This window comes from uncultured Rummeliibacillus sp. (assembly GCF_934216135.1).
GTDB lineage: Bacteria > Bacillota > Bacilli > Bacillales_A > Planococcaceae > Rummeliibacillus.
Map to the genome: position 1 here is coordinate 1 of NZ_CAKQBI010000051.1, position 12875 is coordinate 12875.

General features: G+C 32.1%; 15 protein-coding genes. 10 read left to right on the top strand and 5 right to left on the bottom strand.

Annotation, left to right across the window (positions count from 1 at the left end):
- Nucleotides 1-82 precede the first annotated feature (82 nt).
- Nucleotides 83-1120: an LCP family protein gene (locus tag Q0977_RS17155; RefSeq protein WP_124218766.1), complete on the top strand. Its 1038-nt coding sequence runs from the start codon at nt 83-85 to the stop codon at nt 1118-1120.
- A gap of 207 nt (nt 1121-1327) precedes the next feature.
- Nucleotides 1328-1984: a hemolysin III family protein gene (locus Q0977_RS17160; protein ID WP_299516120.1), complete on the top strand. Its 657-nt coding sequence runs from the start codon at nt 1328-1330 to the stop codon at nt 1982-1984.
- 80 nt (nt 1985-2064) lie between these two features.
- On the opposite strand, the gene abc-f is transcribed toward Q0977_RS17160, so the two are convergent.
- On the bottom strand, nt 2065-3702 hold the full coding sequence (abc-f, locus tag Q0977_RS17165) for a ribosomal protection-like ABC-F family protein (protein ID WP_299516122.1): 1638 nt from the start codon (nt 3700-3702) through the stop codon (nt 2065-2067).
- A gap of 500 nt (nt 3703-4202) precedes the next feature.
- Between abc-f and Q0977_RS17170 the strand changes: the two genes are divergently transcribed.
- The 5 genes from Q0977_RS17170 to Q0977_RS17190 all read left to right on the top strand — a co-directional run bounded on the left by Q0977_RS17170 (nt 4203) and on the right by Q0977_RS17190 (nt 8930).
- Nucleotides 4203-5291, top strand: coding sequence for a transglutaminase domain-containing protein (locus tag Q0977_RS17170; RefSeq protein ID WP_119417045.1), 1089 nt, complete (start codon nt 4203-4205; stop codon nt 5289-5291).
- 210 nt (nt 5292-5501) lie between these two features.
- Nucleotides 5502-6593 (top strand): PRK06851 family protein, encoded by a 1092-nt coding sequence (locus tag Q0977_RS17175; protein ID WP_119417044.1) that lies wholly within the window; start codon nt 5502-5504, stop codon nt 6591-6593.
- 448 nt (nt 6594-7041) lie between these two features.
- Nucleotides 7042-7422, top strand: coding sequence for a VOC family protein (locus Q0977_RS17180; RefSeq protein WP_119417051.1), 381 nt, complete (start codon nt 7042-7044; stop codon nt 7420-7422).
- Nucleotides 7423-7476: 54 nt separating this feature from the next.
- Nucleotides 7477-8061 (top strand): N-acetylmuramoyl-L-alanine amidase, encoded by a 585-nt coding sequence (locus Q0977_RS17185; RefSeq protein WP_299516126.1) that lies wholly within the window; start codon nt 7477-7479, stop codon nt 8059-8061.
- A gap of 146 nt (nt 8062-8207) precedes the next feature.
- The gene (locus tag Q0977_RS17190) at nt 8208-8930 is read left to right on the top strand and encodes a GDSL-type esterase/lipase family protein (protein ID WP_299516128.1); all 723 of its coding nucleotides are present in this window, start codon (nt 8208-8210) and stop codon (nt 8928-8930) included.
- 63 nt (nt 8931-8993) lie between these two features.
- Here the strand turns inward: Q0977_RS17190 and Q0977_RS17195 are convergent, their stop codons facing one another.
- Nucleotides 8994-9425 carry a ferritin-like domain-containing protein gene (locus tag Q0977_RS17195; RefSeq protein ID WP_367269492.1) on the bottom strand — a complete coding sequence of 144 codons (432 nt, stop codon included), beginning with the start codon at nt 9423-9425 and terminating at the stop codon, nt 8994-8996.
- A gap of 149 nt (nt 9426-9574) precedes the next feature.
- Between Q0977_RS17195 and Q0977_RS17200 the strand changes: the two genes are divergently transcribed.
- Nucleotides 9575-9817 carry a hypothetical protein gene (locus Q0977_RS17200; RefSeq protein WP_124218491.1) on the top strand — a complete coding sequence of 81 codons (243 nt, stop codon included), beginning with the start codon at nt 9575-9577 and terminating at the stop codon, nt 9815-9817.
- On the opposite strand, the gene Q0977_RS17205 is transcribed toward Q0977_RS17200, so the two are convergent.
- Nucleotides 9818-10222 (bottom strand): hypothetical protein, encoded by a 405-nt coding sequence (locus tag Q0977_RS17205; RefSeq protein ID WP_299516131.1) that lies wholly within the window; start codon nt 10220-10222, stop codon nt 9818-9820.
- A gap of 256 nt (nt 10223-10478) precedes the next feature.
- On the opposite strand from Q0977_RS17205, the gene Q0977_RS17210 reads away from it, so the two are divergent.
- Nucleotides 10479-10730, top strand: a complete 252-nt coding sequence (locus tag Q0977_RS17210; protein ID WP_124218493.1) for a phage holin — start codon at nt 10479-10481, stop codon at nt 10728-10730.
- Between the two features lie 57 nt (nt 10731-10787).
- Entirely contained in the window at nt 10788-11012 is a 225-nt protein-coding gene (locus tag Q0977_RS17215) for a transcriptional regulator (protein ID WP_299516134.1), read from the top strand.
- A 103-nt stretch (nt 11013-11115) separates the two neighbouring features.
- Here Q0977_RS17215 and Q0977_RS17220 read toward each other — a convergent pair whose 3' ends face one another.
- A complete protein-coding gene (locus tag Q0977_RS17220; protein ID WP_299516136.1) occupies nt 11116-11406 on the bottom strand; it encodes a translation initiation factor 2 in 291 nt (96 codons plus the stop codon).
- Between the two features lie 141 nt (nt 11407-11547).
- Nucleotides 11548-12408, bottom strand: coding sequence for an MBL fold metallo-hydrolase (locus Q0977_RS17225; protein ID WP_299516138.1), 861 nt, complete (start codon nt 12406-12408; stop codon nt 11548-11550).
- Nucleotides 12409-12875: the final 467 nt, after the last annotated feature.

A 12875-nucleotide genomic window follows, 5' to 3' on the forward strand; every position in this document is an offset into this window, starting at 1 on the left:
CCAATTGAATCACCAGTTGTCCGGATCAACTGGAAATTCTATCGGAAAGAGCTCTTACTACTAATATACGAGGAGAACAATAATGGACAATAGTAGGGGCAAAAAAAATCGGAAAAGCAAAAAGAACAAGATCTTAAGATGGGTTATTGCAACATCAATAGTTTTACTGTTAGTTTCCATAAGTTATGGATCATTTGCTTTTTTTAAAGTGAAAAACGCAATGGATGATTCAAAAGTTGATCTACAAAGAAAAAATAATCGATCCGAATTAAGAGAAGAAGAAGTTACATTTAGTAAAGATCCAGTATCGATATTGTTATTGGGAATAGAAGATTACTCTAGCAAGAAAAAGGATGGGAGGGCAGATACTCAAATTGTAATGACATTAGATCCTAATACCAAAAAAGTTCATATGGTCACTATTCCAAGAGATACAAGAGTGAATATTGAAAATGCCGGTGAATATTCAGGTATACATAGGATCAATTCTGCTTACACCTATGGGGAATTATCAGGATACGGAGAAGCTAAACTTCAGGTAGAAACTGTAGAGAAATTATTGAATATTCCAATAGATCATTTTGTAGCGATTAATTTTGAAGCGTTTCGGGATGTTGTGGATGCTCTAGGTGGTGTCACTATCGATATTAAGAAAGGATTTTGGGAAGAAAATATTTATAATAAGAAAAAAATCCATTTCAAAAAAGGGGAAGCACATTTATCTGGGGAAGAGGCATTAGCTTTTGTTAGAATGAGAAAACGAGTAGAGAATGTCACGTATTCTCGAGAAGAAAGACAAAGACAATTTTTGAAAGCAACGGTGGAGCAAGTTTTAAAAACAGGAACAATCCTTAAAGTAGGACAACTATCAGACATACTAGGTAAAAACATTGAAACAGACTTAACTTTCAATGATTTATATGCTTTGCAAAAGCAATATACAAAACTAAACAACTTATCCATAAATTCAATTGACATAGAGGGAACAGATCAGCTGGTAAACAAAGTGTATTATTATATTCCTAATAGGCAAAATTTAAGTGAAGTAAGTGATAGATTACGAACTATACTGAAACTAAATAAGACTGAATTTATAACAAATGCTGATTTTGGTCAATAAAGAGTATATCTGAAGCTTGAAAGTGGATATATATAAACAAGTCTACATCATTGAGTTATTTTTTATCTGGATTGTAGGAGTACCCCATAAACAATGGTCAATATGATATTTGTAATCTTTTATACATGACATCTGGTAATTCAATCGGTCCCATAAAAAAAGCATAATTATTGTATAAAGAATAAAAGCTTTTAGGAGGGATTGTTTATGAATGAACCAACAACAACTAGATCAAGTGAAACTATAGGCTTTAATTTTAAAAACGAAGAATTTTGGAATGTTATTACACATGGTTTAGGTTTCATACTTTCCATTCCAGCGCTCATATTACTAATTGTAAAGGCAAATGTTCTTGGGTCTGCATTACATATGGTAAGTTTTATTGTTTTCGGTGTTTCGATGATGGCATTATATTTGGCATCAACCTTGTTTCATGGATTTTCAAAATATAAACAAGTTTTCTCGAGATTAGATCACGCTTCCATCTATGTATTAATAGCTGGGACATACACACCTATTGCTCTCTTAGGTATAGGAGGAAAGCTTGGTTGGATTATTTTTGGTATTGAATGGGGCTTAACCATCTTAGGAATGATCTTTAAATACTTTTTCATCTATCGATATAATGCATTATCGTTAATCATATATATTGCAATGGGATGGCTTATTGTCATCGCATATCGCCCTTTAGTAAATAAGATATCTTGGGTGGGAGCTATTGTATTACTAACGGGTGGAATTTTATATACTGTAGGAACGTATTTTTATCAAAATAACAAAATTCCATTTAATCACGCAATATGGCATTTGTTTGTTTTGGGTGGAAGCGCGGCCATGTACTTGTGTGTGTTGAATTATTTGTGAGTTTCTAAATTATCACAGTAGAAAAATATAAAAGCCTACTATCCATTTGATGGAAGTAGGCTTTACTTATTTCTAGAACATTATTTTAGCTCATTAATTTGTCTAGTTAATTCATTGAACTTCTGGTCAAGATGTATATATTCGGGGTCATTAGCGGATAAAAAACTTAATCTTCCTAAGACTTCTTGGCGTTCATTTTCTAGCTTTAATCGTAATTCTGTTGAGTTCTTTTTTGTTTCATTTTCTGATACTGATTCAAGTTGCTTTTGAATCATTTTATTTGAGAAAACAAGCTTACTCGTAGTGATTTTCTTTAAAAAGTAGAGATCGTGTGATACGACAAGTAATGTACCAGTATATTCAGATAATGTTTCCTCTAATTGTTCTCGAGATGGTAAGTCTAGGTGATTCGTTGGTTCATCCAAAATAAGGGCGTCCTTATCTTCCAAAATATATGACATTAATTTGCATTTGACACGTTCACCCATACTCATTTTAGAGATGGGTTCTTTCCATCGTGCTGCGGTAAAACCTAGGTGTCTCATCAAGTTTTGAACTTTGCTTCTTTCTTCGAAGTTTTCTTTATAAAATAATTGTTCAGGTGTTTGTGATAGGGGTAAATCAAATACCTCTTGAGTCAAGTATCCAATATCTGCACTTGGAGAAACCCATATGTCACCATCTGAAGTTTCAAGACCCATAATCATTTTCAGGAATGTTGTTTTTCCGCTGCCATTTGGCCCAATAATCGCTATTTTTTCACCATGTTGAATAGTGAAATTGCCATCGCGAAATAATGTTCGACTTCCAAATGATTTTGCTAGATGTTTAACTTCTATAAAACGTTTTCCCAACTTTTTATGGTGGTCAATGGAAAATTTAACTGTATATTCAGGGGAAACTTTTTCTACTTTTGCTTTCTCAAGTTCATTCTCTAATCTCTTTCTTTTTGATTTTACCTGTTTATCCATTCCTTTTGCTTTTACACGATAGTATTCTTTATAGCCATCTTGCTTCGTTGATTGGCCATGAGCTATTTGAGACCAATTTGAAATTTGATGTATCTGTGATTGAATCCTTTTTATCATTTTCTGTTGTTTTTCAAACGCTAGTTGCTGGGAGCGCCGTCTTTGTTCTCGATGTTGGATGTAATCAGTATAATTTCCATATTGTTCGAATAGCTTTTTGTCTTCAATTGACCAAATTTTTGTAGCAACTTTATCTAGAAAATAACGGTTATGAGAAACAACAATTATCGAACCTTTATAATTTTTCATCAGCTTTATCAATAACTCAGTACTTTTTAAATCTAAATGATTCGTCGGTTCATCTAGTAATAGAAGATTGACATCCTTTGATAAACCTTCTGCAAGTCTTGCTTTTAACCTCTCACCACCACTAAGAAAGTTAAAATCAGTTGTTGGAACATTCCATTTTGATAAAAGAGTAGCCTCTAATGGATTTACATTTTCGGAATGGTAGGTTGCTACTTCTTGTTTAACATAGAAAGTGGTTATGTTTTTTTGAGGATAATGTAATTGCCCATTACTAGGCTTTAAATTACCTTGAATAAGACGTAATAATGTAGATTTTCCAGCACCATTTTTGCCAATGATACCAATGATTTCACCTCTTCGAATCGTTGCATTTATATCTTCAAATAAAGTTTGATCTTGAAATTCGAAGCTTACATTTTGTAGTTTTAAAAGTTCCTGCATATTGTATATCCCTCTTTTCAAAGGGAGAATAAAAAATCCCCCCAAAAATTTTTGGAAGGACTAGTCATTTTGCGCCGATTTAAAACGAGCTATTCAAAAACAATAGCTTTGTGTATATAAAGAAAATGGGCAGACTAATCCTATTTTTTGAAATTGAAATATTGGCATTCCAATAAATAAAAAATAAGATTATAGAATCATCGTCCACCCATCGTCCCTTCTGTAATATTTGTCACTATTATACATCAATTTTCATAATTTTGAAAGAATTAAAAATAATCCTTATCAAAAAAGGAAGCACTTGAATAAAATATTTAGTATAAATACCTATAATATAAATCTATGAGCTTAGACATGATTGTCTAGGCTTTTTGTTTAGTTGGAGATTGTACCAGAAATTACTTGTCTAGTTTTCTCAATTTGCATTTATAGTTATTACTATAACACTCTTAAATTTCATGTTTTTATCATAGATAATATGATGGAAAGGAGAAAAATAGATGAAAAGGTTCCTTGCGATTTTACTTGGACTATCTATATCTCTTGGTACTGCTGGCTATTTACATTATGATGTATATGCTGATGATGATGTTCCTGCAATCACTACTGAATCAGCCATTAAACAAGAAGTTTTAAAAAATTTAGATCAAGTGAACCTTGAGTTTACGATTCCTACAAAAATTCCTGCATATAAATCTAAAGAAGTCGATAAAATGTTCAAAAACATTATGGAGCAATTAAGTTCGACAGCAAATTATGGCTATGGTAATTTGACGGGTTATTCTTATCATATCTCTTCCAAATTAGGTTTGATGCATATAAAAGTTGAAGCATACTATCTTACAACACCAGAACAAGAGAATAAGATTAACGATAAAGTAAAACGTATTGTGAAAGAAAATCATTTGAAAGATATGACCGACTTTGAAAAAGTATACTTTGTAAATAAATATATAGCTTCAAACACTAAATACAGTTCAAATGCAACTGATGGTGGTCACTCTGCATATGCAGTACTGTTTGATCATAAGGCAGTCTGTCAAGGTTACGCATTAGCGGCTTATCGTATTTTAACGGAAGCCGGCGTTGAAACAAAATATATAACTGGCAAGGTGAAAGATTCAAACCATGCATGGAATAAGGTAAAAGTGAACGGAAAATGGTACAACCTAGACATTACTTGGAATGACCCAATGCCTGATCGTGGTGATCGTTATCGCTTAAATTATTTCTTAATCAGTGACCAACAATTAGCAAAAGATCATTATTGGAAATATCGTTCTAAAAATCCAGCTAAAAGCAAAAATTATGAGTTTCTAATGAACGCACAAGCTTTTGATATCAACAGTAATAATTTTTACTATACTTTACAAAATGATTCCAATGTATATAAATGGAATATGAATACAAATAAAAAAACAGCATTATTCCAAAACAATCTGCCATTAAAATATATTGATGTAAAAGGTAAATGGTTAACATTAGAAGATTTTAATGGTAATACAACAAAAGCAAAAATTGACAGATCAAAAAATACAACGGTAACCAAAAATAACTTTAATCATTGGTCAGCCTATGTGAAACAATGAGTTGTTCTCATGACCAAATTGACTTTCAATTAAATAAGGTTACCTCCATCAAGGTAGAAAAACGCTATTCAATATCGTTGAATAGCGCTTTTTTAACCTTTTTTACCTTTCCTAATAATGTCAATGTTATGTAGGCTCGCACCTATATCTCTTATTTTGCATACCCTAACAATGTAGAACGTATCTCATTTGAGAGGAGAATTATTGAGAGTGAAAGGGAGAGAATACCATTACTTTGCAGATGGAAATACCGCTAAAGGAAGTTACAGCCTTTTTGATATTAACTTTTCTGAGTTAGATAAGGTATTCATCTTAAAAGGTGGACCAGGCAATGGTAAATCCATTATGATGAAAAACATAGCGAAAGTTTTCAATGAACAAGGATATGACATAGAGTACATTCACTGTTCTTCAAATGCAGATTCACTTGACGGTGTCATTATATCTTCAGCAAAAATTGCAATTGTAGATGGTACGGCTCCACATATTCTAGAACCTAAAGTGGCTGGAGTAGTTGAGGAATATGTGAACCTTGGCATAGCGTGGAATCAAAATCGATTAGTATCTCAAAAGGATAAGATCAAACATTTAATCGAGCAGAAAGAAACCTATTATATACAGGCTTATGAAGCATTTTCTGAAGCATTATCAATTCATGATGAATGGGAATCTATTTATATATCGAATATGGATTACGAAAAATTGGATGGTCTAACAGAAGAATTAAAAGACCGTTTCTTTCAAGATATCGAGCTAAACAAGGAGGCAAACGTTCGTCATCGCTTTTTAGGTGCAGCTACTCCAAAAGGTGCTATTGACTTTGTCCCCAATTTAACAGAAGGACTACGTAAACGCTATTTTTTAAAGGGAAGACCGGGTTCTGGTAAGTCCACACTTTTAAAAAAATTAGCAGAAACAGCAGAAAGCAAAGGCTTTGACGTAGAAATTTACCATTGTGGTTTTGATCCAAACAGTTTAGATATGCTGATTTTCCGTGAGTTAGGTATGGCAATTTTCGATAGTACAGCTCCTCATGAGTATTTTCCAAGTAGAGAAGGAGATGAAATTATCGATCTCTATCATATTGCGATTACACCAGCAACTGATGAGATATATGAGAAACAAATCAGCGATATTGCCTCTCGTTATCGTGAGAAGATGAATGAAGGAACTGCCAATTTAGCTGAAGCAAAAGAAATACATGAAAAATTGAGGAGAATATATATAGATGCTACTGATTTTAATATCGTTGAAAATATTCAAAATGATATTACATCAACTATCTCCAAAATGTTGAAATAAAATTATTAAATCCATTCACATAACGAAAATAAGATATAAAATATCCATTGAATTGTCATAATTTTTTTGCGGATTAGGCGATTATTAGATCAGTTAAGGCATATTATAGACTAAATTAAAAAGTGGAAAAGTTAAGGCTAAACAGTTTAAATACCAATATAGTCACTAACAATTACCTACCATTTACCTAATAATGAAAAGGATAATTGTATTAGAAGTAATTTTAATCATATTCAAATCCATTTCATAATTACAGAGGTTGCTCTTTTTATAAGAGTGGCCTTTGTTTTTTTACTGCCTTTTAACAAGTGATTTAAAGTATTCGAATAGTTTAAAAGACATAAGTATTATTTATAGAATAATATCATTTTAATTAAATTTATTTATATGTAGCTGGTGATATATGATATTAGTATAAAAGTTAAATATAGGAAGAGAGATGATGATGATGGTATTCCATTTTAAAGCGATTGATCATATCCAATTGGCAGCTCCTAAAGGTAGTGAAAATGTATCACGTCAATTTTTTTCAGGAATATTAGGTTTTGAAGAAATTGAAAAACCTGATACATTGAAGAAAAATGGCGGAGTTTGGTTCGCTTCTGGAAATATTCAAATCCATATCGGAATTGAAGAACCCTTTTCACCTGCGAAAAAAGCACATCCAGCTTTTGAAATAAATAACCTTGAGCAATTGAAAAAACATCTTTCAAATAACAAAATTGATTTTCTAGAAGATGACAAACTTCCTAATGCAAACAGAATCTACATATTCGATCCTTTTGGCAATCGAATTGAACTATTAGAATGGAATGAAGATAATAAATAAAATGTCCTTTTTTTGAAAATCTCTTCTATTTGATTAATAGAGGAGGGATTATTCATGAAAAAGAATTGGTTAATAGCTATCGATGCAGGACATGGAAAATATACACCTGGAAAGCAAACTCCCGATGGGGCAAAGGAATGGCATTTTAATAACAAAGTAGTACAAACAATTGAAAAACGTTTACGTAAAGCAAATGGGATTAAATATATTCGAGTTGATGATCCGACGGGAGAGAAAGATAGAAGTCTAATTGAACGGGTTAAACTAGCCAATATTAAACAAGCGGATCTATATATATCAATTCACCACAATGCAAACACAGGGAAATGGGGAACTTGGACAGGTGTAGAAACATTTGTCATGATGCCCAAAAGTAAAAATCCGAAGTCAACTATAGCTGCTCAATGTATTCATCCCAAAGTTGTAAAAGCCATGGCACTAAAGGATCGAGGTATTAAAGAAGCCAATTATTTTGTACTAAAGGAAACAACGATGCCAGCAATATTAATAGAAGGTGGTTTTATGGACTCGACGATTGATATAAAAAGGATTAGAGATAGGAAAAGATTAGAAATGCAAGGAAATGCAATTGTTGAAGGAATTCTAGAGTATATTTCGCTTATAAAGGACAGATTCTAACCTTAAACTTTCGTTACAGATATAACGCAGTCAATGGCATTTATATTTATTTCAAAAAGGGTAATATTCGCTTAAAGGAACCAAAAATTATAAAATAGAGTCATAGATTACAAAATATACGGAATGATTGCTTGTAGGTGATTTTTATGAAAAAAAGATTAAGAATATCATTTGTTATCAATATTTTGTTGATGGCTGTGTTAATTACTGTGATAGTCCAAACGAATAGTCTTGCTGTGATGAAAACGAAGATGGATAAAAAGTCAATAAATGAAGAGTCGGTTGTTTTACGTCAAGCACACTATGACCAACGTCAAACATTGTTCGAAAGACTATCAGTGACAAGGGAATCCACGGTTATGCTGGGGGATAGCATGATTTTATACAATGAATGGGCTGAAGAATTTCCGATTGCACCAATTCTTAATCGTGGGATTGGTGGAGATACTACATTTGGTCTTTTAAAGCGATTGGATACCATTACAAGTGGTAAACCTAAGCGAATCGTATTAATGATTGGCGTAAATGATATATCAAAAGGATTTACTGAAGAACAAACTCTAAAAAACTATGACAAAATTCTATCAACAATCGAAGAAAAAAGCCCATCTACTAAAATTATTATGACATCTGTATTACCTGTAAACAACGAATTATACGGTTATCGTGTCCACAATTCACAGGTAGTTAGTCTAAATACAGGTTTAAAAAAATTAGCAAGCAAGCATAAGATTCTGATGATAGATATTCATGACAAGTTCTTGAAAGACGACCATATGGATAGCCAATATACTAGTGATGGCCTTCACCTAAATGGGAAAGGTTATGCTATATGGATTAATGCTTTAAGACCCTATATGGAAAATTAGCTATGTAAAAAAGGGATGACCTAGGCTTTCTAAAAAGCCTTTAGGTCATCCTTCTTTTTATAATTAGTTTTTGCAAACTTGCATGAAATATAAAAACCAAACAGCGTGATTTTGTTCATCAGATGCAGCTTCAGAAAACGCACAACTAATCCAAGGCTCATGAACTTTTCTAGCTACAGAATGATAAAAATCCACTGTTTCTTGCTCATCGTGGAATGCTTTATCAATGCCATGTAGAAAGCTTTTCGGATAGGTTGGCTGAGTTTGTGGATGATATTGACATCCTGTTAAACAAAAATAAATATGTTCGAACATATGAAAATGGCGAATTTCATCTTCTCTTATTTCTAAGATTTTCTTTTTCATACTTGCTTTAGGTGCCATATTAGCAAGCATTTCGTAAAAACATATTGCTTCATGTTCTCCATCCATTGCTTTTGTTAGGTCATTCAATACAGAATACTGCATTTGATGATCACAGTTATTAAAATCCAATAGATATCCCTCCCACTAAATACTTTATGAAAGGTTGGGATACTGCGGAACTTGTCTAATTTCAAATATTAGAAAATTAGCCCGATATTATTTAAGGAAGGAATTGACCAAAAAACATCGAATAATAATGTGGTAAGGAGATGTTAACTATGAAAAATCAATTAGATTTATTTGAATACGCAGATAAACAAGCAAATTTAGAATCTATTATTCAAGGTATACATAATTTGAAAATCGGAAAAGAAATTACATATTCTAACATCTGCATTCGTAGAACAAATCGATTTTTTGAAGTACTTCAAACAGATCTTTTTCATGAATGTTTTCGTGAAGTTGAGCAATGCATTCATTTTATCAAAAGTTATCTTGAAACAGATCATTTTATAAAATAGTTATCGAGCAAATTTTATATTCCTTGTTTCATTCTTGTTAAAGAATTTTTTATGGACCGCTAAAGAATAGACTAAAACAATAGAGGACCATACGAAGTTCCCTATAAATAACTGCTTATTATATGAAAGTATTATAAGATAGCTTATAGCTCCGAAACTAATACAGTAAAGAATCATTAACCAAAATCCCCAAGGTTTTAAATTCATATATCCATATATGGTTATTAAAGTTGCAATGGCGATAACAACTCGGAATAATTCTTCTGGGAAATTAGGTAAACCGAGTTTTTCAACAAATTCAATGTTACTGGCGATTTGATCAAAGAAAAATGTCGTAGCGATTAAAGTCGCTATTCCGAAAATGTATATATAACTAATTAGTGTGATTCCGATTGGTCTTTTCAAAGTAAGATCCCTCCATGATTCAAAAAATAATTTCTAAACACAAACAAGTACTAATGGTGGTACACATATAATATATATGCATGATAAGTGCAGTATAAAACTAGGCAAACCCGTAATTAAGAATTACTTTTTTACGGGTTTGTTTATTTAGATTTCATTTAATGATATTAAGAATCTTAACCAGATTAAGTGAATAGTATAAATAGAAGACAATTTATAGGATTTGGGACAAGTAAAAAATGGAGGGTAGACTTAGATGAATGCGGACAAATTAAAACAATATATTGCACTTTTTGGTGGATTGCTCTCAACGATTTACTTATTTCTGGATTCGATAGGTGTAGCACCTAAATGGTTTACGCCAAAAGTGATAAATAGTTTTACAGATATGGTGATGGCAGCTGTACCATTTATTCTTATTGGGTATGGTGTTTGGAAGAACAGTTATATCGTTACCAAAAAGGCAAAGGAGCAAGAGAAATGTTTGAAAGAAAAAGGATTAAAATAGGGCGGTCATAATTATTTCACTTCATAAAAACATTTAATATGCAAAAAAGGGGATATGTTGCTGAAGGAGAAATTACAAAAAGCGTTGGAGCGTCAACAATTAGTAATTATTATATACATGTCAAAGTTAGGGAAGATTACAAAAAGGCGCTTGAGGATATTAGAGATAAGGGATGATAAATTCCGAGCCTATTGTTATAAAAAACATGCCCAACGTACTTTTTTAATAGATCAAATATTAGCTATTGAACCAGTTATTAAAAAAGAAAACGAAATTATTTAATGATAACTAAAAAATAAAAGAAACCATAAAACTAGCTTGGGGTCTCATGGTTTCAGCAATTTATGTTTGTGATAATGCATTTATTGCGCCTATTTTCTTTTATCTATTTTCTTTTATCTATTTTCCTAGTTAAGTAATCTACTTGCCTTTGTAAACTCTCGATTTGTTTCGATTGATCTACTTGATTATTTGATATTTGATTATTCGAATTTTGATTACCTTGACTGTTATTATTTTCATTTTGTAATAACTGTTGTAAAGCAATATTACTCGCTACAGTCGTTAATCCATCTCCTATAGTAGCGAGTAGTGACCCAATAAAGGCTAGCCAGGCAGCAAGGATGTCAGGTGATTCATTATTAAATTCATTGGGATAATTATTTTTATTAGCCAACCTAATGCCTCCCTCTATTTTTCTTTTATTATTAAAATATGAAAGGCATGTTGAATTAGTGTGTGCAAATGCAAATTGTACCATCTTTAAAAATCCGATATGCCCCTCTTTATCTAGAGGGGTTCTGTATTGAAAAATCCATCAATTATTGGTTTTAGGATTTACATATATACCGTAATCAGGTATAGCAATCTGTTCAAAATCTTTTACAAGTTTTTGTAAGCTGTTTGTCAACAATTTTCCAGACATAGGTAATCCGTGTCCAGTAACAGCAACAACAGGTTTTAATGCTTGTATTTTAATAACGGATTCCTTAGCTGCTTTCCAATCAGTAGTAAGATATCTCGGTGGTCCACTAATCTCTTGATGCTGAGTAAAAACTTTATAAAGATACTCTTGTTTAACAGTAACAAACGCATCGCCTGCTATTAGCGTCCTATCTTTTTCTCGAAATAATGAGATATGCCCTGGAGTATGCCCAGGTGTGTGAATCCATTTAAAATCCGGCATATGAGGAATAGTTCCATCAGAAGGTAGCTTTTTTACATTATCCCCCAAATTGATTGGCTCATTAGGAAATATGAATGACATTTTTGCTACCATTCCACCCTCAACAGTTGTGTCCGGTTCTGGGTAACTTCTTTTCCCTGTTAGATAGGGAATTTCTAGTTCATGAGCATAAACAGGTATTTCCCAATGTTTAACCAGATCAATAACTGCACCAACATGATCAAAATGACCATGAGTTAAAATAATAGCATTTGGACGATTATTTTCACCAAAATATTTTTCGGTAAATGAAATAATCTTATCTGCTGAATTAGGCATTCCTGCATCTACTAATACAAAATCATTTGTATCCAAATTTCTAACTAAACACATATTCACAACTTGGATAGTGTAACAAAGCAAGTCTGGTAATATTTCAATCTCCATCCCGTTTCCTACAGAAGTTACGGGAATGTACTTATAATCATTGCCATAATTCATGTCTTGATCCATTTTTCTACCTCCTAAAATCCTTCGATTTTATACTTCCCTTTTAAAAGAAAATTATTTCATCCCAACTATTGTTTTAATGAAACCCAAAAAAGCACGCTTGAACGGGAATTCAAGCGCACGAACGAAGAGGGTTATGGTTAAGAGCAGACGGTTCTCGACACCGTCTACATCCATTTTTAACAATTTGAAGTTTTTTTATACGTTCTATAATCCTTACCTCTGTAAAATACACGTTAAAAACGTAATATTTAGGTAGTTTAATATTAAAAAGAAAATCCATTTTATAAAAGAATAAAAAGAAAATCACATAAAGAGTGAAAAAAGATGAAATAATATGAAAGTACATTTACAATAAAGTAGGGAAAAACCTTATTTATCAAGGAATCTGAAAAAATATGAAAGAGGATGAAACCATGAATCCATACGAAGAGTATATGCGTTCGTGGTTTCTATAATCCTTGATATAT